Source organism: Staphylococcus sp. 231237_7MaSpsaltlick, from assembly GCF_043107035.1.
This window is the reverse complement of the sequence record NZ_JBICNX010000002.1, coordinates 570,493-591,333: the sequence shown is the minus strand read 5'-3', so window position 1 is coordinate 591,333 and position 20,841 is coordinate 570,493. Positions and strand designations below refer to the sequence as shown.

Here is a 20,841-nt window from a genome sequence, read left to right as displayed (position 1 = left end):
AAAGCGGGGATTTAGTTGAGCGCTTTATATTATTAAGTTATTTTTTATTTAAATAGGTTTTAATAATTGACCATAATATAAATTAGATGTAATATTTTTAATATAATATATGCTTTTACCGCTGAAATTAATTTGCGGATTACATTTCACTATAAAAATGTCAGGGGGAGCATAGTGAATTTCAACCTAGTTATTTATAAACAACATGACAAACTTAACTATCTAAATACACCTAACTTTGCGAATATATATTTAGTCATAGCAGGTAAAATTTCCTTTCAAAAATTGACTGCTACATATACTTTCCAACAAGGTGAATTTTTCATAGTTTATGACTTCGAAGAAAATTTAATAATTAGTAAGCAAGCCACAATTGCTTGTATTTCTGTAAACAACATAACTTATCATCGCTTTTCATTAGTTTATAGAGACGGAACTTCAGACAACTATCCGCCGCCAAAAGTGATAACTGAAACCTATATTGAGACATTAAAAGCGATTTTAGAGAGAGATTTTTTTAATGCAGATATTGGAGTTATAAAACTTATTAATTACCTTAATCATTCAAAAGATAATTTGTATGTAAATATGTCCTATTCAAACAAATTAATTAAAAGCGTAGTCGAATATATCAATAAAAATTATAAAGAACCTTTAACTTTATCTTACATTTCAAAGAAATTTTATGTTAACAGTAGTTATCTTTCACGTGAATTTTCAAAGAAAATGAATATTTCTTTATTAAAATATATTAAAAAGGTGAAGATTTACAATTTGTCTAGGGAACTTTTATTACATGGTAATTGGGAATCTACTTGGAGAGAATATGGTTTTCGTTCTTACAATACTTATTTACGCGATTTTAAAAATATAATGCACATGTCGCCTAAAGAATTTATCAATCAACCTCCTACTAACCAAGTGAATGAATCAATTGAGCAGCATGAGTTGTATAAATACTTACAGCAGATACTCGATTTAATAAAAAGTGACTGAATTTAAAGTACACTTTATATACAAAAAAACACCAAGTCAGTTTTAACTTAAACCGACTTGGTGTTTGAATTTATATACTTAATCTTTAGTATTTATATTTGTTCTCTTCATCTGATTTTGTATACTCGTCTTTTATAGCATCTTTTTCATTTTCTTTTTGTTCTTCTGACAAAACAAATGAATTATTGTGTTCGTTAACTTGTGAACCATCTTTAATATATGGATTTATGTCCTCATCATTATCTTTACTATAAACAGGTCCTTTGGGCTTTCTCACTAATAACATGATACCAGCAACAATCCATAGTACGGCATTAATCCAATTACCTAATAAAGAAATCACACCTGCAATAATTAGTAAAACGCCTGCTATTTTCGCTTTTTTACCAATTAAAAATGCTGCGACCAATGCAATAATTAAGATTATAATACCTATTACTAAGCCTGTAGTTACAAGTCCGCTTAAGGTACTAAAAAATGCATTAGCCTCATCATGTGTAATGCTAGCATCTTCTTGCCTCATTTGATTAATAAATGCATCTTTGGCCTCACCATTTCCTAACATCGGTATTATAACAGCCAATATTACTACAGCAATTAATTGTAGCGCAATACCAATCCACGTTAGTACGCGTTCAGTTGTTCTTTTCATAACAATGTTCCTCCTATTTATAAAATTAAATTTATTAAAACAATAATCTTTACCAACATAATATAAAAAATACTTAATTACAATGTTAATTGTACTAATTGTGAATATTTAAGTCTATATTTTATAAGTATTAGCAATTTCAAAATTATAGTTATTCAAATTTCATTCTTACTATTGTTAGGAAAAAATTAAGAGAATAATCCAGAAAATCTGCTTGCTTAAAGTGATTTAATTTTATTGATTAATTTTCGCTAAGAATGCTATATAAAAAACGGCCCAAAACATCTCTGTATGTCTTGGGCCATTATTTTGTAATTTATTTGTGTTCTCTAAAAGCATTATCAATATGTGTAAGTTGATCTACGAAATGATGAACTTCTTCGGCCGTAAATTTGTTTCCAAGGCGATCTTTCACTGCTTCTGTCATAACAGCTGTTGCTTTCTTCAAAAATACTTCACCTTCATCACTCAATTTAATGAGTTTTATACGTTTATTATCTGAATGTGCACGTTGTACATAGCCCATTTCTTCTAATTTCGCTATGCGCTTTGATGCAGCCGTTTTAAAAATATTTTGTAAACGAGCCAATTCGTTAATTGTTACTTTGCCTTCAGTTTTTATAATTCTCATTGCCTCAATTTGTTCTCTTGAAAGCAAATTACTTAACCCAGTCTCTTTAACGATATCTACAATCTCTTTATTTAAATGCAACATTACTATTTGAAATTTAATAATCGCTTCTTCAATTGTCTTATCTACGTTTTCCAAATAAGCCACCTCCGAATAACACTTATTTAAACTCTATTGAGAATGGTACTCTTTGTCTTTTGTTAAACCATAATATAACTATATATTGTAAAATCATCATTACTACAATAATACCAATGAGTAAGGCTACAACAAAACCAAAATTAAAATGTCCAGCATGAGTAAAGATTGCCTCTCTATAACCTTGTATTGCGTAAGACATTGGTGAGAATGGGTGAATCCATCTAAAGAATTGTGCAGATAATTCTATTGGGAACATACCCTCACTTGAACTTAATTGTAGTATCAGTAAGACCATTGATATAAATAGTCCGATTCTATCAAGTAATAAACTTAGGAACGTTGTAATGGTAATTGCTGCGATAGCCCATAATAGTCCTACTAAGATAAATTTACCAATGTCATCGATAGACATGTTAAGTGCAAAGATTGCCCAACTACTCATTAGTAATGCTGATATTGTACCTTGTACGAGATACAATAATAGTTTGCCAAATGCTTGTTTGATTGATGTCATCTCTTTACTTAATACTTTTCTCAAAGGATAAATTGCACTAAATGAAACTGCGCCTACAAATAAACTAACACTTGCCATATATGGGACAATTGTCTCACCATATTTATCAGCTTCTGTAGCGTTATTTTCATTCACTTTCGTCACATTATTTAGAGCTTTTTCGTTATCCCCTTCGAATGCGACGCCCTCTTGTTGAGAAACTGATTGGTCAATTTTTTCTTTTAATTGATTATTATTCTGTTGTAATTGAGTTAAACCATCTGTAACTTGTTGGTTTCCAGAAATCAATTGTTGCGCAGGCTGTCCTACTGCGGGTTCCAACTGTTTCAAGCCATCTGTAACTTGTTGATTTCCATCAATAAGTTGAGATTCAGCGTCTGACATTTCGCCTAAAGCTTCAGAAGTATCTTGGAAGCCAGATTTTGATTTTTTAGCACTATCAAATAGTTGGTCTAAATAATTAGAACGAATGTTGTCTTTGATTGAGTCTGTTACTGTATTAATTGCTTTTTGAGCTGATTGACTACCAGTGTAACTTGAACCTGGATTCACTTGTGTTTCTAAATTTATTTTTTTAGGGTTTTCGTCTAATAATGTAGTTGCGTTACTTGAAGCATCTTTAGGAATAATGATTGTACCAACACTTTTACCTCTTTCAAGTTGGTCATAGGCTTCTTTTTTAGAAACTTCTTGGAAATCAAACTTATCATTATCTTTTAATTTATCTACTACATCATCACCGATTGTAACTTTTTCACCATTTAATTTTGCAGTCTCATCTTGGTTAACAATCGAGAGCTTTAATTGGTCTGTCTTATCATATGGGCTCCACATAGAACCTACAAATAATGCAACGTACAGCAATGGGATAGCTGCGATTGCTATAAGTGCTATAATTAACATTTTGTTTCTAAAAATAAATTTAAATTCATTAAACATCTTTTCTTACCTTCCTTTTTATAATTGTACACCGTGTGTACTATTAGAATTTTAAAAACCGAAAAATGCTAAAATGCTTATTTCGGAGCGTTTATAACTATTTAAATTTATGGGGATATATAAATCTTCAAAACAGTACACCCCTTATACATTTTTATATCATACTCGCTTCAAAATCAGTTGTCAATCGAAGTTATTATAATTAGATAAATTCTATTATTGTGAAATTGATAAATATATTATATCGAATTTATTTTTATTATATAACAATCAATTAGTAAATTAATTCGAACTTAGGCTTAACCATTTATATTGTCGTCATTAAAATTAAATTATAATTTTATAAACTCACTTATTTTCATTATTAAAGTGTAACGTATATTAATATCTATTCTTGCTCAATATTCTACGTCTATAACTTAAATTTATATTTTCCACTTTATAATATATAATTGATTATAGAATAATGTTGCTTATATCGTTTGCCAACATCTGGTACTCACATTACACTATGTTACACTTGTAATATTAACCGAACTTCCCCTGTCCAAATTAGATAAGAGGTAATAATAAATGGAAAATAATTTTATAGTAAATGAAAATGAGAAGCGTGTATTAAAACAAATATTCAATAACAGTAATATTTCACGAACACAAATATCGAAGAATTTAGAACTTAATAAAGCTACTATTTCTAACATTCTGAACAACTTAAAACATAAGCGTTTAGTTAATGAAGTAGGAGAAGGTAATAGTACTAAAAGTGGTGGACGTAAGCCTATTTTACTCGAAATCAACCAAAAATATGGCTACTATATTTCCATGGATTTAACATATGATTCTGTTGAATTAATGTACAACTACTTTGATGCCACTATATTAAAGCAAGATTCCTACGAATTAAAAGATAAGAATGTAAGCAGTATATTACAAATTTTAGAATCTAATATAAATGTGTCAGAAAAATATGATACGTTACATGGGTTACTTGGCATATCTATATCCATACATGGTATCGTCGACGATGAGCAAAGCATTATCAACCTTCCTTTCCATAAAAATGAACGTAGTACATTTACTGATGAATTAAAGTCATTCACAAATGTTCCTGTCGTTATAGAAAATGAAGCAAATTTATCAGCGCTATATGAAAAAAGTCTATATATAAATTCAAACATAAATAATTTGATTACTTTAAGTATTCACAAAGGTATAGGTGCTGGCATTATAATAAATAAAAAACTTTATCGTGGCTCAAACGGAGAGGCTGGAGAGATAGGTAAGACATTGGTTTCGGAATCTATAAATGATAATGGCAACAAATATTATAAAATCGAAGATATATGCTCTCAAGATGCTTTAATACAGAAAATAAATAATAGGTTAGGCGTCAAACTTACATTTACAGAACTAATTCAATATCATAATGAGGGGGATTCAATTGTTGCTCAGGAAATTGAACAATTTATAAACAAAATGGCAGTTCTGATTCATAATTTGAACACACAATTTAATCCAGACGCTATTTATATTAACTGTCCTTTAATTAATGAATTACCAAATATTTTAGATGAAATTAAAAAACAATTCTCCTATTTTTCTCAAGCTAGTCCAATTCAAATACATCTAACCACTAATGTAAAACAGGCTACTTTGTTGGGTGGTACCTTAGCAATAATGCAAAAAACATTAAATATAAATAACATTCAAATGAACATTAAATAATTACAGCGGTCCGAGGCATAAAATAGTTGTCTCGAACTGTTTATTGTTCCTTACTTGAGTGGGTAAATGGAATCTTTCGAACTAAATTGATTTCTGTCCCACTCTTTTTTTATTTTAGAAAGCGTTTACAAAAAATAAACGATATGCTATATTACCTCTAAAGTTAGTTTGTTTATTAAATTAACCAACTAAAATGTAGGAGGAATATTATGTCTTATTTTGATATCAATAAAGTAAATTACGAAGGTCCTAAGTCAAATAACGCTTTTAGTTTTAAGTATTACAATCCCGAAGAAAAATTGGATAATCACTCCATGTCAGAACTTTTAAGATTTAGCGTCGCTTATTGGCACACATTTACCGCTGACCTTTCCGATCCATTCGGTGTAGGTGCTGCGGAACGTGATTGGGATTCATTAAACGAGATGGAAAAAGCAAAAGCAAGAGTAGAAGCAATTTTTGAATTTATGGAAAAAACACGTATTGATTACTTTTGTTTTCACGATGTAGACATTGCTCCAGAAGGTGCATCTTTAAAAGAATCTAATGAAAATTTAGATGTCATCGTAGAACTTATTAAAGAAAAAATGGATCAAACTGGTAAGAAATTACTTTGGAATACAACCAACAACTTTACTCACGAGCGTTTTGTTCATGGTGCAGCCACGTCTTCAAATGCTGAAGTATTTGCATATGCAGCTGCAAAAGTTAAAAAATCATTAGAAATTGCTAAAAAACTTGGTTCCGAAAACTTTGTTTTTTGGGGCGGTCGTGAAGGCTATGAAAGTTTATTAAATACTAATATGAAATTAGAGTTAGATAACTTAGCTACTTTCTTTAAAATGGCAAAAAGTTACGCAGATGAAATCGGCTATACAGGACAATTTTTAATAGAACCAAAACCTAAAGAACCTACCACACATCAATATGATACTGATGTTGCAACAGCACACGCTTTCTTACAAAAATATGATTTAGATAAAGACTTTAAATTTAATATTGAAGCTAACCACGCGACACTTGCTGGCCATACATTCCAACACGAATTAAGATATGCACGTGATAATAATATGTTGGGTTCAGTAGATGCTAACCAAGGACATCCCCTGTTAGGATGGGATACAGATGAATTTCCAACTGATGTATATGATACTACGTTAGCAATGTACGAAATACTTAAAAATGGTGGGTTGGCTCCAGGCGGGTTAAACTTTGATGCTAAACCTAGAAGAACATCATTTAAACAAGAAGACTTAATTTTAACTCACATTGCAGGTATGGATACTTTCGCATTAGGCCTACGTGTTGCTTATAAGATGATTGAAGATAATTTCTTTGAAAACATTATAGATGAAAAATATAAATCATTTAATGAAGGTATAGGTAAGAAAATAGTTGAAGGAGAGACTTCATTTAAAGAATTAGAAGATTATGCTTTCAACATTAACACAATTAATAACGCTTCTGATCATTTAGAAGTCATTAAATCACAAATTAATCAATATATCTTAAATATTAATAATAAGGATTGATAAAAATGGCCTATGTAATTGGTATAGATATTGGCACGAGTGCTTTAAAAACGCTGGTAGTAAATAAAAGTGGTGACGTTGTAGAATCTTACAGCGTCTCTTATAATACGGTGCATCCTAAGTCAGGATACAGCGAAATTGATCCTGAAATTTGGTATGAAGCAACGTTGGAGAGTCTAAAACATATATTAACTCATTATACTCAAAATGATATTACTGGTATCAGTTTTTCTGGGCAAATGCACGGTCTAGTAGTCATTGATCAAGAAGGCAATCCAATTAGACCAGCCATTTTATGGAATGATACAAGAACATCTCAAGAAGTTGAAGATATTAAACAAAAGCTAAGCCTTAATTCGTTATTAGAATTAACACAAAACACAGTGTTAGAAGGGTTCACCTTACCTAAGCTTATGTGGTTAAAGAATAATGAGCAAAACAACTACAAGCGTATCGCTAAGTTTATGCTTCCTAAAGACTACATCGTGTATAAATTGACAGGTAATGTTTATACAGAACCTTCAGACGCTGCAGGTACAATTATGTTTAGCGTAAAAGATGAAAATTGGTCCACAGAATTATTACATCGTTTAAACATTGATTCATCCATTTGTCCAGAAATTATTGCTTCACATCAAAAAAGTGGCCAATTAACTGAAAAAGTAAAAAATATTTTAGGTATTGACTGGAACATTAATGTGTACCAAGGCGGCGCAGATAATGCTTGTGGCGCTTTAGGTTCAGGTATTACCGACGAACAAAAGCAACTTGTCAGTATCGGAACTTCGGGAGTAGCATTGTCTATTGAAAATCGTATTGATTATGAAAATGATGGGAGTGTACATTACTTTAATCATTGCGTGCCAAACCAAAAATACATTATGGGCGTGACTTTATCTGCTGGATATAGTCTAAAATGGTTTAAGCAACTTATCTCTCCTGATGAAAATTTCACTACGTTCTTAAAAGATATTAATCACTCAGAAGTTGGTGCTAATGGATTAATATACACGCCTTATTTATTAGGTGAACGTACGCCACACAATGACGCTTCAGTACGAGGTAGTTTCATCGGTTTAGATGCAAATACGACACTGCTCGATATGAAACGTGCTGTTCTAGAAGGTATTACTTACTCTATTAATGAAAGTATTCAAATTATGAAAAACAACGCTATTAACATTAATGAAATTGTATCAATCGGTGGTGGAGCTAAAAATAATCAATGGTTACAAATTCAAGCAGATATTTTCGATACAACTATTTCTACACGAACAGAAGAACAAGGTCCAGCCTATGGTGCAGCAATGTTAGCCGCTATGGGAGAACAATGGTTTAATACTTTCAATGACATGAGCGAAGCATGGATAGCATACCATCAAAAAGTATATCCCATTGAAGAAAACACAAAATCTTATCAAGAATTATTTAATATATATAAAACAATTTATGACGCTACGCAGCCAGTAACTCAAAAACTTAATAAATTTAAGTGATCTATCAAGGGGATGGATATATGTCAACTTATAATAATAAGAAATTTATTTTTAAAATAGCTTTAATCGCAACGCTCGGTGGTTTATTATTCGGCTATGACACAGCAGTTATTTCTGGAGCTGAACAATCTTTACAGCAATATTTAACGCAAGATTATGGTAGTTTCATTCACGGCATCACAGTTTCTAGTGCGCTAATCGGTTGTATTATTGGCGGTCTATTGTCTTCAAGTTTTTCAAGTCGCTTAGGCAGAAAAAAATCATTACAAGTAGCTGCTATCCTATTTATTATTTCTGCAATTCTGTCAGGCTTTCCCGAATTTTTATTTTTTGATTCAACTGGATCTAACCTTGGCCTACTCATTGCATTTAATCTGTACCGTATTATTGGCGGTATCGGCGTAGGATTAGCTTCTGCAATTTCTCCTATGTACATTAGTGAAATAGCCCCTTCGTCAATTAGAGGTAAACTCGTTTCATGGAATCAATTTGCCATTATATTCGGTATGTTAGTAGTATATTTTGTAAATTACGGTATTACATACGGCCGATCCCAAAGTTGGATTCAAGATATTGGATGGCGTTATATGTTTATTACTGAAGCGATTCCTGCAATAGCATTTTTCTTTTTATTATTTTTAGTACCTGAGACACCTAGGTTCTTATCATTAAGTAATAAAAATATAGAAGCCCTCTCGGTTCTTAATAAAATATATTCTTCAAAGAATCATGCTCAAAATGTGCTAAATGACATTTTAGCTACTAAAAATAAGTTAACAGATGTAAAAGCGCCACTTTTCAGTTTTGGTAAGACTGTTATTATCGTAGGTATTTTATTATCAGTTTTCCAACAATTTATTGGAATCAATGTTGCTTTATATTACGCACCTCGTATTTTTGAAAATTTAGGTTCAGGTAGCAACACATCTATGATACAAACCGTTGTCATGGGCTTAGTAAACGTAATCTTCACAATCATTGCTATATTATATGTAGACAAATTTGGACGGAAACCTTTACTAATAATTGGATCAACTGGTATGGCAATCGGCATGATTGGTATGAGTGTCTTAGCTGCAAACGGTGCATTCGGTGTTATCACTTTAATATTTTTAGTACTTTATACTGCTTCATTTATGATGAGTTGGGGACCTATCATTTGGGTATTATTATCAGAAATATTCCCTAATAGAATTAGAAGTAGTGCTATGGCAATAGCCGTAGCAGTTCAATGGTTAGCTAACTTTACGATTACTTCCACTTATCCAACTATGATGGATGTTAGCGGCGCCATGACTTATGGTTTTTATGCACTGATGAGTATTTTATCAGGACTATTCGTTTGGAAATTCATTCCTGAAACCAAAGGTAAAACACTTGAAGAACTAGAGAACGTTTGGAAAAAGGAAAGCGTGACATCTGTTTCAAATCAAGACGATAAAGTTCAAAGTAATTCAGAAAAAATTCAAAGTCAATCTAACTCAACAAGCTAAAAATTGAATCCCAGTTTTATAACGTGCTAATTTTACTGTAAATCAAAAAGTCAGCCACTCTTACTGGTGACTGACTTTTTATATCGATGTTATAAACGATTTCCACCTAAATAATACCATCTATTACAAAAGCAATTGTAAATGCCACAAATGACAATAAAGTTTCCATGACTGTCCACGTTTTAAAAGTTTCTTTTACATTTAAACCTAAATACTCTTTAACCATCCAGAATCCGGCATCGTTCACATGAGAGAGCATTAATGACCCTGCTCCGGTAGCTATTACCAACAATTCTAAATTCACACCAGACATATGTTGGATAATTGGTGATACTATTCCCGCAGCTGTGGTTAAAGCAACAGTGGCAGAGCCTGTAGCGACACGTATTAAGCCTGCTACTAAAAAGGCTAATAGTAATGGCGATAGTGAGAGATTTTCTGTCATCTGTGCAATTGAATCTCCTACACCAGTCTCAATAAGTATTTGTTTAAAGCCCCCGCCAGCACCTATAATTAAAATAATAGAACCAATTGGTAAGATACACTCTTCAACCAAATCTTTAATTACGTTTTTCGTCATACCTTGTTTGAATCCTAATAAATAGAATGCAGCAAAGCAAGATATTAATAATGCTATTACTGGATTACCTATAAATAACAATGTATTTTTTAATATGCTAGGAATATCTCCTAAATAAGGTGTCAAGATAGATAGCAACATTAAAAATACTGGTAAAATAATTACTAAAAACGAAACAATAACACTTGGTAAACCATTTGTTTTATTGTTTACTTTAATAATATTTGGTTCTTTTTCTGGTATTACCTTTTTACTTATAAATTTGCCAAAAACAGGTCCTGCAATGATTGCTGTAGGTAATGCAATAAGCAGCGAGTATAACAATACTTTACCTAAATTTGCTTCATATATGCCAATTGCTGTCATAGCACCAGGGTGTGGTGGTACAATACCATGCACAATTGATAATCCTGCTAATAGTGGTATAGCAATAAGTAATATATTCGTCTTAGTCGTTTTATGAATTGAAATCACAAGTGGTAATAAAATTACAATCCCCACTTCAAAAAATACAGGTATTCCGATAATAAAGCCCGATAGCATCATAGCCCATGGTAATTTTTTATAACCTAAGACTTTGACAAGATAATCAGATATTTGCATACCTGCTCCAGAATCAGACATTAGTTTTCCTAAAATTGTTCCTAACGCTAAAATACCTACTAAGTGGCCTAAAACATCTCCTACACCCGTTTCATATGCTGTAACTATCTTTTCAGGAGATAAACCTGCCATGATAGCTAAAAATAAACCTGCCACTGTTAAGCTTATAAATGCATGCCATTTCCACCATGCAACGCCTAATATGACAATAACGATCGAAAGTAGCGTAATGATTAATAAATATATATTAGAATCCATCTTTTTCCCCCAATTATGTTGGCGCTACCAATAAATAACAAGAGATTGCTTATCCTTTCAAACTGATACTATATTTTTTCAATTCACTATTGTAATAACCTATACTGTATTCAACAATTTGATGATTTTCTGAATACGACACTCTCTCCCTTACAAGTAAAGGATTTGATGTTTGAAGATTCAAGTACGCTGTGGCTTGTTCATTGAAACCTACAGAGAAGTTATCCTCAATATCTTTTATTTCTATTTGCTCATCTTCTAAAATTTTATATATAGAAAGATCATTATTCTCCTTTAATTCTCCATACTCGTCCAAACTACTTAATGGATGTGGTAAATAATGATTAAATAGAATGTATGGTTTATCATTTAATAAATAGACTCTTGTAATTTTATAAGATTTCTCGCCAAACATTTGAAATAACTCACTATTTTTTTCATGTGTCTCTACTACAATGTCTTTTATAAGTTTATGAATTTTATTTCCTTGTTCTACAAGTTTTTCTGTGAAATTTTTATTATTGGTCTCATTACTCATTTGTTTGTGGTTAATGACTGTTGTACCTTTACCGCTTTTTCTCTCCAAGTAGCCTAGCGTAACTAATTCTTTAATAGCCGCTCTAACTGTTACTTTACTTACATTAAACTCTTCTTCAAATTCAATTTCAGTTGGTATATAGTTTCCAATAGTATAGATACCATGAATAATACGGTCTTCAATAATTTCTTTTATTTGTAAATATAATGGACCTTTATCTGATGATAATTTCGTCATAAATCAATTACCTCTCAATATCATTTTTTTCTTCATTTACGATTTTTATTATATCATCAGTATCAAATAATGGTGTATCTCCGGAAATTGTATGTGCCAATACACAAGCTGCGGTTGAAAATGTAACCATTTCTTGAGGATCCATATTTGATAATTCACCGTGGATTACGCCACATGTATACGCATCTCCAGTACCAATTCTGTCTAAGATATTAACTTCAAAAGATTCCGAATAATACATTGTTCCATTTTTTAATAAATATCCTTTGATGTTGTTTTTATTACTTCCTTGAATTGTTCTGATAGTACCAGCAATAATATCTATATTAAATTTTTCAGCTACAACAAGTAATAATTCTTCTAATTGTTCTTCTTTACTTTCCTTAGTAGTTGTTAAATTGAGTGTGTTAATTGCATCTTTTTCACTCATAATTACAATATCTGCTTCTCTTAAAATGGTTTCATAGTATGGTTTTGCACGCTGATTACCATTATCACCCCATAAAGAAGGCCTAAAATTACAATCAAAAACAATTTTAATACCTTGTTCTTTTGCCACTTTCACAATAGTAAGAATATTGTTCTGAGTTAGATTATTCATAGCTAAAGATATACCACAAATATGCAACACATCAACGCCTTTCATGGATTGAACAATATCATATTCTGAGATATCTGTTGTGTTAAAGCTACTTTGCTGTCTATTTGTATATGTCACATTACTAGGACGATTACCAAACCCTTGCTCTAAGAAATACATACCCAAGTTATCATTGTTTTTGATAATAAAATCACTGTGAATACCTAATCTTCTTATCGCACCAATAGCAGCTGTACCAATTGAATTTTCTGGTACCGCACTGATTAGGCTCGTGTCATAGCCAAATTGTGACAATAATCCCGTAACATTAACTCCTGTTCCAGTAAAAGAGTATTTTAAATTTTCCGCCTGTCTCAATAACAGATTATCGGGGACTTCTAACCGCATCATAATTTCCCCATAAGCTGCAATGTGCTTATTCATATAAATCCACTAATTGCTTAATTTTAGAAGTAAGCCATTCTACATCATTTATATTTGTAAGACCTGTTTCTTTATCAATAATAGATGAATAAACATGCGGTATAATTCTCGGAACTTTACAATCTAAAGCAATTTTCACGATATCTTCAAAATTATCTTTAGTGATGCCACCCGTTGGCTCTAACCCAAATTCTGCTCTTCCACAAGCTTCGGCTACTGCTTTATATTCTTCAACTGTTTCTAAGCCCTTCATAGGGAAAAACTTGATTGAAGAGCCCCCCATATCTTTAATTAAATTAATTGCTGCTTCAATAGGTATAATTGCTTTCTCTTCTCCTTCACTACTAATAGGACCAGTAGAAATATTTACGAAGCCTGGTTTACCTGTGGGAGAGACTAATGCATTGACCCAAGATTGTTCATTATTTTTGGCAGTTGTTTGTCCTACATCGGTAAATACTTGGTTAATATGTGCAGCTTGATAGTATCTTGCGATTTCAGCTACTACTTTAGCTTGTCGGTTGTCTCCAGCACCTAAGCCAATCGAAATAGCGTCGTCAACCTCCTTTCCAAATTGTGTCATCGCTGTAACCGCACTATTTACATCATCATAATCTTTCGATAACACACCTATGACGATATTTTCATCAGCTGCTTGATATACTGCTTTGATATTCTCTTCCCCTTTAGCTAAGACATTCAAAGCAACTCTATCTTTATAAAATCTATCATGTATTTTCATTAAATTTCCCCCTGTATAATTTGAACAATTGTTTCATAAATAATTTCAATTTCACCTTGTTTTAATGGCCTTGGATCAATATCAAAGAACCCTTGTTTCACTCCATAATCGCGTGTATAAATTGCAACATCAGCATTTTTCAATTTTCCAACAAATTTTTCTGCAGACATATTTAAAATAGATGAATCTACATGTACGCGTGTTCTATAAATTTCTCTTCCTGCTTCATCTTGAACAATTTCTAATCGAATACCTTCATAGTTGTTAATGGGTGACAATTTCTCTAATTCACTTTTTTCTGCTTCTGAATTATCAACTTTATCGAAGTATTCATCTAATGCTTGTAATAACCCAAAAGTTGATTCTTTTCCTACTTTCATACTTCGTCCTATAAAATGTAATTGAGTTTTCACAGATTCAATCAATTGTTTTTTACCAGCGACTATACCAGTGGTTGGACCTTGAATTGCTTTTGAACCGCTATAAATGGCTAAATCTGAACACTGGATGTATTTCGTCAGCTCCTCTTCTGCAGCAGCATCCACAATTAACGGGATATTATAGTTTTGAGCTACTTGATATATTTCTTCAACAGAGGCCATATTTTTTTGCACCGCATGATGCGATTTCACATAAAGAATGGCTGCTGTATTTTCATTTATTGCTTCTTGTACATGATTTTCTTTGCCTTCGTTTGCATACCCTACTTCAACTGCACGACCGCCACCTAAGTAAATCATTGTCTCAATAGGTGCACCATATTGAACATTGTGTCCTTTAAATAATATGATTTCATTTTTATCTATGCTTTCGTTGTGAAGCTTTTGACTTTTACGTTCATTTCCTTCAGTAACAACACCTGCAATAGATAATGCGATTCCGCTAGACGCTGAATTTACGACTACAGCATCTTCAGCATTAATTCTATTAGCAATATAAGCGCCAGATTTATCAACTAAATCTGCAATTTCTACATAGTTTTGTCCTCCAAATTTCATAGCATCCATTACAGAGTTTGTTGGAGAAGACACACCCAGAATACTCATTCTCCCACTTGCATTTATAACTTGTTTTAAGTCGTATTTATAATTCAATGAATTTTCCATTTGTTACCACGCCTCTTTCTTTAATTACTTTTGTAATTGTAATTTCGTGTCCATGTGAATCTATAATATTTTGCTGCGAATCTATAACGTCAAATAAGGTTAAGTTAGCTGTCATTCCCTCTTTAAGTTTTGCTAAGTCAGGTTTATTTATAATTTGGGCTGGATTTTCTGTGACACCTTTAATAATTTCTTCTAATGTATAACCGAGGTACAAGAATTTAGTAAGTACATTAGATAAGCTGAATACTGGACCTTCTATTCTATTTTTTTTATAAATATCTGAACTTATACTATTAAATTGAATATGGTTGCGTTGCGCCTGTTGTGCTACTTTAAATGAGAAACTTGCATTACCATGACCAACATCTAACTTCACTCCTCGACTTATGGCTTCTCTTAAAACTGTTAAAGGCTCTCCATTTTGATCAAATAGATTATTAGACTTACCATTTAAAAAATGTGTAATAATGTCGCCTTTTCTAAGTAGCGGAATTACATCTTGTATTTTAGGAGGTGCGGATCCAATATGTGTCATAATTGGTAATTTTAATTGCTCGCTAATTTTTATAGCTCTCTCCAAAGGCACTACACCATTATCTTTAACTACACTACTGCTAATACGCGCCTTTAATCCGATAATCATATCTTCAAATTGTTGAGCAGCTTTAATACACGCTTGTTGATTTATCCAACTCAAATTTGATAATTCATCTATTCTTTCAAGTCCTATTTTAGATATATTTAAAAATGAATATACATTAGTTAAACTTTGTTGCGCTCTTTCGTGTAACTCACTAACTCTATCAGCACCGCAACTCCCTGCATCTACGATTGTAGTAACCCCTTGTTTAACGCCTATTTCATCTATTTCATCTCCATAAGGACTAAAATCAGAGAAAGCATGAACATGTAAATCAATCCAACCAGTTGAAACAAAAGAATTTGAACCATTGAAAATTACTTTTCCTTGTAATGTATTTCCATCTGAAATTTCTTTAATAACCCCTTTTTCAAGCAATATATCAATTCTTTTTTTATTTAAAGTTTCAATGTTTTTAATAATACCTGTGCTTTTCAATGTATTTCACCTCTCGAAAAACATCATAACATTATAATGTTTGTAAGCGCAATCATTATAACGTTATAATGATTAAATTTAATAAAAAACACTGATTCTTCTCTTTAAAAAGACAGAATCAGTATTTAATGTTTCTTATTTAATTAATGTAATTACTATTTTGAATGTTGATAATTTTCATCAAAAAACTTACCGCTTCTAATATCTTCTAAAATGCCTTCATATGGCGCGACATTAACAACAGTTTCATTATTTTGCCCTGCGTTACCAACATATGAAATCTTCGCAAATTCAGGTACGACTAATTTAGGATAAGTATCGTATTTTTCACGGGATGCTTCCATTAAATCAATGTGATCATTTTGGTAAGTCACTGTAATTTCTGGATGTTCTTCAACCCATTTAGGGAAGAAAATTGTACCGTGCATAATCTGTTTATTAGGTAAAAAATCTAATGCTACATCTGTACCTGTTGGTTCAGTCCAAGTTATTTTAAAGACACCCTCAGTTAATTTCACGATATTAGCTTCTTGGTCTCTAACCCATCTACCAGCTACCATACCACCATGTATACGATAATCAATCGTATTTTCATTTTTCACATACATCTCGTATTCCCAACCATTATCATAAGTATATATAAGATGTGTACCTAAAAAATCTTCTAATGTTTCAAAATTATTAGTCATAAAAAAGCTCCTTCCAAACATGTAATTAATTACATGTTTTTGATTACATATAAATGCTATACTTTATTCGATAAAACGTCAAGGAGGATGTTATGGCACAAAAAAACATATTACAATATGTACTGTTAGGCCTTTTGAAAAATGAGCACATGTCTGGTTATGACATAAAGAAAGCTTTTGAACGTGATATTGGTGAATTTTGGCAAGCAAATCACAGTCAAATTTATCCTGAATTAAAAAAATTATACGGGCGTAGTTTAATTGATAAAACGATTGAAATAACAGGAGAAAAGTTAGAAAAAAAGATATATGCTATTACAGATGCAGGACGACAATTACTAAATGATTGGCTAGTTTCCCCAACACCTGAGTTGTCAGTTCATAAAAATGAATTCAATTTAAAATTGTATTTTATCAATGACAAAAATGACCCTATATTACCAGTAATGTTCGACGAGCAAATTCATTTACATGAAGTAAAGTTAGAACATTTAAAAGAAAGACGTGTAGCATTATTTAGCAATGAAGCATCTCAAGAACAACATTACGGGCATTACCTTGTATTAGATTATGCTATTGAAAGAGAAACACATAATATCAATTGGTTGAAAGCTTGTCACCAAAATTTTAAGCATTAAAAAAAAACTCCTTTCCAAACAGTAACACTGTTAAGAAAGGAGCTTTTGATTTTTCAAGTTAACATAAAATTAAACTTTTCTATAACGTTTAAGCCCAATAATATTTAAAATGGTAAACACAATAATAAAGACGAATAATATACAAATATCAAACCAAATATATTCCAATCCTTGTCCTTTTATCATAATGTGCGTCAATGCATCACCTGCATATCTTAAAGGAAATAGATAACCTATGAAACTTACCCAATTAGCAATATTTTCTAAAGGAATAATACCTGAGAAAAAGATTTGAGGGATTGCTACAATTGGTATAAACTGAATCATTTGAAACTCAGAATTAGCAAAAGTTGAAACGAATATTCCCATAGCCAATGCGGCCAATGCGATTAAAATATTAACCAATAATACCCACCATATACTACCTGCAAGTTCTATATTCAATATAATAATCGCATAAAACACGATGAGTAACGTTTGTAATATAGCAAACAAACCATAACCTGCTAAATAGCCAAACACAATATCACTTCTTTTAATCGGCGTTGCTAATAAACGTTCAAGTGTACCTTTAGTACGCTCTCTAAGTAATCCAATACCAGATATTAAAAATACGAAAAGGAAAACAAAGAAACCAATTAAAATTGGGAACATTTTATCAAAGTACGTACTATCCGCATCACCATATAGATAATGATTATCCAACTCCACGTTCTCTGAGGCTTGATTATTTCCTTGTTGCATATTATCTGGAATTTTTTCTACAATTTTCATCATACCTTGCATTTTATTTTTCTGAAGTGCACTAGCAAGTAACTGTTTCGTAGCATCAGTTTTACTAGGGTCTTCATTAGCATATGTTACTTCTATTTTAGACCCATCTTTCGTAATATAACTATCCAGCTCTGAATCTACCATCGTATCTTTTACAGAATCTAATGAATCAACCTTCTCTATATCCACTTTATCTGAAGGTAATTCATTTACAATTTTGTTAGGCACATTGTCAGTAACACCTATTTTCAAATTTGTTTCTGAATTTGTATCAAAAACGAAATACAGCAATGTTAATACTAAAATCGGTGCGAACAACATTAAAGCCAATGTTCTTTTATCTCTTAACAATTCATTAACAACTCTTATAAAAACGGCTTTAAATCTCATGATTTCATCTCCGCTTCAGCCTTTATAAACACTTCTTCTATAGAATTTACACCGAATTTTTCTTTCAGTTCTTTTGGCGTTCCCATAGTGAATAAACGGCCTTCCATAATCAATCCAATGTAATCACAGCGTTCCGCTTCTCCCATGACGTGCGTTGTCACAATTACTGACTTATTTTCCTCTGTGAGTATGTTAAGTTGTTTCCATATATCTTTTCTAAGGTTCGGATCAATACCCACTGTTGGCTCATCTAATATAATTAAATTAGGATTTGACAATAGCGTAATCGCTAAAGACAATCTGCGCTTCATGCCACCTGAAAATGTATTCACAATTTGATGTAATTCATTCTCTAAATTAACTAGCTTCATATTCTTATCAATTGCTTGTTTTAGCTTAGCGCCACCTAAACTCATCAAATTACCGAAGAACACTAAATTTTCTCGAGCAGTTAACGATTCATATAGCGCATCACTTTGCCCCATATAACCAATTTCATGAAGAATTTTACGGTTAGGTATACTAGTATCGAATATTTGAGCATGACCTTTATCCAATTTCTCCATACCCATAAGGCACTTAATCGTCGTCGTTTTACCCGAACCACTTGGGCCTATTAACCCTAAAATTTTTCCAAATGGTAATTCAATATCAATATGGTCTAAAACTTTCTTTTTGCCATAACATTTTGTCGCACTTATTAGTTTAGCTGCAACTTCAGACATGTTTAGCCCCCTTATTAGACAAAGTGTCAATTATCATTCATAATGCGATTATATACCTATAAAATATAAAAACAATAAAAAGGTTATCGTTACTGAACACATTTAAAAAATATGTCTAATAATATTAGGAGTGAAACGAATGACTAAAGAATTATTTACCGATGCCCGCATATTGAAGACGAAGAAAAATACTCGCGAAGCTTTAATAACGCTCTTAAAAACTAAAAGATTCGATGATATCTCGGTAAAAGATATCTGTAATGAAGCTAATGTAAGTAGAGGAACTTTTTATTTACATTACAAAGATAAATATGATTTAGTCCATCAATATCAGACAGAAATTATAAAAAGTGGCAGTAAGAAAATTCATGAATTTTTAAACTCAGACCGTCGTTTATTTTTTTATCACATGCTTAATTTTTGGAATAATGAAGCCGAACTTTTATTATTGCTCATATCTAAAAATGGCTCTACGGAAATTCAAAATCAAGTAAAATCAATGTTGCAAAAAAATGCAGAAAAAAATATTCTACCTTCAGTAAAAACGATTAATTTAAGTGAAAGAGAACAACATTATTTTGTGATTTTTTTGAGCAATGCGATTTTTGGTATTATTCAAGACTGGGTAGATAACGGAAAACCAGAAACTATAGAGGAACTATCAATTATTATTAATAAGATTATCCCCGCTTCGTTGTTGGGCTGAAATTTTTCTGCCCTCCTTTCTTATTGCTATCTAGACCTTTATTTAATAAAATCATCGTCTCCAACCACGCACATTTAATACTAATCATATGTTCACTAACAACAATGTTAAAAATTCTCCCACCACTTTTCACAAAAACAAAAGAGGTAACGGAACCGATTTTTGAAAATATGATTCCATTGCCCTACTCCTATTTTTTATACTTCACTACATTAACTTCAACCTTATTCACTATAAACTCAGCTGCATAACTTACCATTATGCCACAGTCTCTATAAAAGTGCTACGCAATATTAAAAATTTTACAAATAATTAAAATTTGTATACTATACTTACAATTCCTATAAAAAAACTATTATTACACTTAGGCATAAAAAACGTTTAGTTAGGCATTTTTATGCAATTAATTAATAAAACAAGTTATATTGTATTTAACAAATTAAAGCAAATGTTTTAATTTTAAATTTCTAAAAAAAGGAGTGTTTCACATGGCAGGAATCGTAGAAGCAATTGGCAACGCAGTAAATGCAGGTTTAGCACATGACTGGGCTACAATGGGCGTAAGCATCGCAGAGGTTTTAGGTAAAGGTGTAGACTTCATTTTAGGTTTCTTTAAATAAACATATGCATGAAA

20 protein-coding genes are annotated in these 20,841 nt (G+C 31.6%); 8 read left to right on the top strand and 12 right to left on the bottom strand.

The genetic code is table 11. The features are described from left to right. Window positions 1–174 precede the first annotated feature (174 nt). Window positions 175–996 (top strand): helix-turn-helix transcriptional regulator, encoded by an 822-nt coding sequence (locus tag ACF91D_RS05850; RefSeq protein WP_069792662.1) that lies wholly within the window; start codon window positions 175–177, stop codon window positions 994–996. Between the two features lie 85 nt (window positions 997–1,081). Here ACF91D_RS05850 and ACF91D_RS05845 read toward each other — a convergent pair whose 3' ends face one another. The 3 genes from ACF91D_RS05845 to ACF91D_RS05835 all read right to left on the bottom strand — a co-directional run bounded on the left by ACF91D_RS05845 (window position 1,082) and on the right by ACF91D_RS05835 (window position 3,873). Then, window positions 1,082–1,648, bottom strand: a complete 567-nt coding sequence (locus ACF91D_RS05845) for a DUF4064 domain-containing protein (protein WP_107548838.1) — start codon at window positions 1,646–1,648, stop codon at window positions 1,082–1,084. A 316-nt stretch (window positions 1,649–1,964) separates the two neighbouring features. Further along, entirely contained in the window at window positions 1,965–2,417 is a 453-nt protein-coding gene (locus tag ACF91D_RS05840) for a MarR family winged helix-turn-helix transcriptional regulator (protein WP_039068139.1), read from the bottom strand. Between the two features lie 22 nt (window positions 2,418–2,439). After that, complete coding sequence (locus ACF91D_RS05835) at window positions 2,440–3,873, bottom strand: YhgE/Pip family protein (protein ID WP_069792664.1); 1,434 nt, start codon at window positions 3,871–3,873, stop codon at window positions 2,440–2,442. Between the two features lie 573 nt (window positions 3,874–4,446). Between ACF91D_RS05835 and xylR the strand changes: the two genes are divergently transcribed. The 4 genes from xylR (at window position 4,447) to xylE (ending at window position 10,119) form a co-directional block, all read left to right on the top strand. Further along, window positions 4,447–5,598: a transcriptional repressor XylR gene (gene xylR, locus ACF91D_RS05830; protein ID WP_039068141.1), complete on the top strand. Its 1,152-nt coding sequence runs from the start codon at window positions 4,447–4,449 to the stop codon at window positions 5,596–5,598. Window positions 5,599–5,807: 209 nt separating this feature from the next. Next, window positions 5,808–7,130, top strand: a complete 1,323-nt coding sequence (xylA, locus tag ACF91D_RS05825) for a xylose isomerase (RefSeq protein WP_327620826.1) — start codon at window positions 5,808–5,810, stop codon at window positions 7,128–7,130. A gap of 5 nt (window positions 7,131–7,135) precedes the next feature. Then, window positions 7,136–8,626 carry a xylulokinase gene (xylB, locus tag ACF91D_RS05820; protein ID WP_327620827.1) on the top strand — a complete coding sequence of 497 codons (1,491 nt, stop codon included), beginning with the start codon at window positions 7,136–7,138 and terminating at the stop codon, window positions 8,624–8,626. 20 nt (window positions 8,627–8,646) lie between these two features. Beyond that, window positions 8,647–10,119: a D-xylose transporter XylE gene (gene xylE / locus ACF91D_RS05815; RefSeq protein WP_327620828.1), complete on the top strand. Its 1,473-nt coding sequence runs from the start codon at window positions 8,647–8,649 to the stop codon at window positions 10,117–10,119. A 106-nt stretch (window positions 10,120–10,225) separates the two neighbouring features. On the opposite strand, the gene ACF91D_RS05810 is transcribed toward xylE, so the two are convergent. The 7 genes from ACF91D_RS05810 to ACF91D_RS05780 form a co-directional block, all read right to left on the bottom strand. Next, entirely contained in the window at window positions 10,226–11,560 is a 1,335-nt protein-coding gene (locus tag ACF91D_RS05810; protein ID WP_327620829.1) for a GntT/GntP/DsdX family permease, read from the bottom strand. A 49-nt stretch (window positions 11,561–11,609) separates the two neighbouring features. Then, entirely contained in the window at window positions 11,610–12,335 is a 726-nt protein-coding gene (locus ACF91D_RS05805; RefSeq protein ID WP_069792668.1) for a GntR family transcriptional regulator, read from the bottom strand. Window positions 12,336–12,342: 7 nt separating this feature from the next. Continuing rightward, window positions 12,343–13,359 carry a sugar kinase gene (locus tag ACF91D_RS05800; RefSeq protein ID WP_327620830.1) on the bottom strand — a complete coding sequence of 339 codons (1,017 nt, stop codon included), beginning with the start codon at window positions 13,357–13,359 and terminating at the stop codon, window positions 12,343–12,345. Next, a complete protein-coding gene (gene dagF, locus ACF91D_RS05795; RefSeq protein ID WP_039068147.1) occupies window positions 13,352–14,101 on the bottom strand; it encodes a 2-dehydro-3-deoxy-phosphogluconate aldolase in 750 nt (249 codons plus the stop codon). Before dagF ends, ACF91D_RS05800 begins: the two co-directional genes overlap by 8 nt. Continuing rightward, window positions 14,101–15,207, bottom strand: a complete 1,107-nt coding sequence (locus ACF91D_RS05790) for a DgaE family pyridoxal phosphate-dependent ammonia lyase (RefSeq protein ID WP_039068148.1) — start codon at window positions 15,205–15,207, stop codon at window positions 14,101–14,103. Before ACF91D_RS05790 ends, dagF begins: the two co-directional genes overlap by 1 nt. Beyond that, entirely contained in the window at window positions 15,185–16,285 is a 1,101-nt protein-coding gene (locus tag ACF91D_RS05785) for an amidohydrolase/deacetylase family metallohydrolase (protein WP_039068149.1), read from the bottom strand. The genes ACF91D_RS05790 and ACF91D_RS05785 overlap by 23 nt, the downstream gene beginning before the upstream one ends. Before the next feature lie 155 nt (window positions 16,286–16,440). Further along, window positions 16,441–16,974 carry a phenolic acid decarboxylase gene (locus tag ACF91D_RS05780; protein WP_039068150.1) on the bottom strand — a complete coding sequence of 178 codons (534 nt, stop codon included), beginning with the start codon at window positions 16,972–16,974 and terminating at the stop codon, window positions 16,441–16,443. A 92-nt stretch (window positions 16,975–17,066) separates the two neighbouring features. Between ACF91D_RS05780 and ACF91D_RS05775 the strand changes: the two genes are divergently transcribed. Further along, window positions 17,067–17,612, top strand: a complete 546-nt coding sequence (locus ACF91D_RS05775; RefSeq protein ID WP_069792669.1) for a PadR family transcriptional regulator — start codon at window positions 17,067–17,069, stop codon at window positions 17,610–17,612. Between the two features lie 69 nt (window positions 17,613–17,681). Here ACF91D_RS05775 and ACF91D_RS05770 read toward each other — a convergent pair whose 3' ends face one another. Next, on the bottom strand, window positions 17,682–18,776 hold the full coding sequence (locus ACF91D_RS05770) for an ABC transporter permease (protein WP_069792670.1): 1,095 nt from the start codon (window positions 18,774–18,776) through the stop codon (window positions 17,682–17,684). Continuing rightward, window positions 18,773–19,501 carry an ABC transporter ATP-binding protein gene (locus ACF91D_RS05765; RefSeq protein ID WP_069792671.1) on the bottom strand — a complete coding sequence of 243 codons (729 nt, stop codon included), beginning with the start codon at window positions 19,499–19,501 and terminating at the stop codon, window positions 18,773–18,775. The genes ACF91D_RS05770 and ACF91D_RS05765 overlap by 4 nt, the downstream gene beginning before the upstream one ends. A 139-nt stretch (window positions 19,502–19,640) precedes the next feature. Between ACF91D_RS05765 and ACF91D_RS05760 the strand changes: the two genes are divergently transcribed. Both ACF91D_RS05760 and ACF91D_RS05755 read left to right on the top strand, forming a co-directional pair. Then, window positions 19,641–20,207: a TetR/AcrR family transcriptional regulator gene (locus ACF91D_RS05760; RefSeq protein WP_069792672.1), complete on the top strand. Its 567-nt coding sequence runs from the start codon at window positions 19,641–19,643 to the stop codon at window positions 20,205–20,207. 488 nt (window positions 20,208–20,695) lie between these two features. Further along, complete coding sequence (locus tag ACF91D_RS05755; RefSeq protein ID WP_017723991.1) at window positions 20,696–20,827, top strand: beta-class phenol-soluble modulin; 132 nt, start codon at window positions 20,696–20,698, stop codon at window positions 20,825–20,827. Window positions 20,828–20,841: the final 14 nt, after the last annotated feature.

Coding starts and splice junctions, on each gene's coding strand:
- ACF91D_RS05845 (WP_107548838.1), bottom strand. CDS start 1,648: ATGAAAAGAACAACTGAACGCGTACTAACGTGGATTGGTATTGCGCTA.
- ACF91D_RS05775 (WP_069792669.1), top strand. CDS start 17,067: ATGGCACAAAAAAACATATTACAATATGTACTGTTAGGCCTTTTGAAA.
- xylE (WP_327620828.1), top strand. CDS start 8,647: ATGTCAACTTATAATAATAAGAAATTTATTTTTAAAATAGCTTTAATC.
- ACF91D_RS05805 (WP_069792668.1), bottom strand. CDS start 12,335: ATGACGAAATTATCATCAGATAAAGGTCCATTATATTTACAAATAAAA.
- ACF91D_RS05810 (WP_327620829.1), bottom strand. CDS start 11,560: ATGGATTCTAATATATATTTATTAATCATTACGCTACTTTCGATCGTT.
- ACF91D_RS05835 (WP_069792664.1), bottom strand. CDS start 3,873: ATGTTTAATGAATTTAAATTTATTTTTAGAAACAAAATGTTAATTATA.
- ACF91D_RS05790 (WP_039068148.1), bottom strand. CDS start 15,207: ATGGAAAATTCATTGAATTATAAATACGACTTAAAACAAGTTATAAAT.
- ACF91D_RS05780 (WP_039068150.1), bottom strand. CDS start 16,974: ATGACTAATAATTTTGAAACATTAGAAGATTTTTTAGGTACACATCTT.
- ACF91D_RS05760 (WP_069792672.1), top strand. CDS start 19,641: ATGACTAAAGAATTATTTACCGATGCCCGCATATTGAAGACGAAGAAA.
- ACF91D_RS05800 (WP_327620830.1), bottom strand. CDS start 13,359: ATGAATAAGCACATTGCAGCTTATGGGGAAATTATGATGCGGTTAGAA.
- xylB (WP_327620827.1), top strand. CDS start 7,136: ATGGCCTATGTAATTGGTATAGATATTGGCACGAGTGCTTTAAAAACG.
- dagF (WP_039068147.1), bottom strand. CDS start 14,101: ATGAAAATACATGATAGATTTTATAAAGATAGAGTTGCTTTGAATGTC.
- ACF91D_RS05755 (WP_017723991.1), top strand. CDS start 20,696: ATGGCAGGAATCGTAGAAGCAATTGGCAACGCAGTAAATGCAGGTTTA.
- ACF91D_RS05765 (WP_069792671.1), bottom strand. CDS start 19,501: ATGTCTGAAGTTGCAGCTAAACTAATAAGTGCGACAAAATGTTATGGC.
- xylR (WP_039068141.1), top strand. CDS start 4,447: ATGGAAAATAATTTTATAGTAAATGAAAATGAGAAGCGTGTATTAAAA.
- ACF91D_RS05770 (WP_069792670.1), bottom strand. CDS start 18,776: ATGAGATTTAAAGCCGTTTTTATAAGAGTTGTTAATGAATTGTTAAGA.
- xylA (WP_327620826.1), top strand. CDS start 5,808: ATGTCTTATTTTGATATCAATAAAGTAAATTACGAAGGTCCTAAGTCA.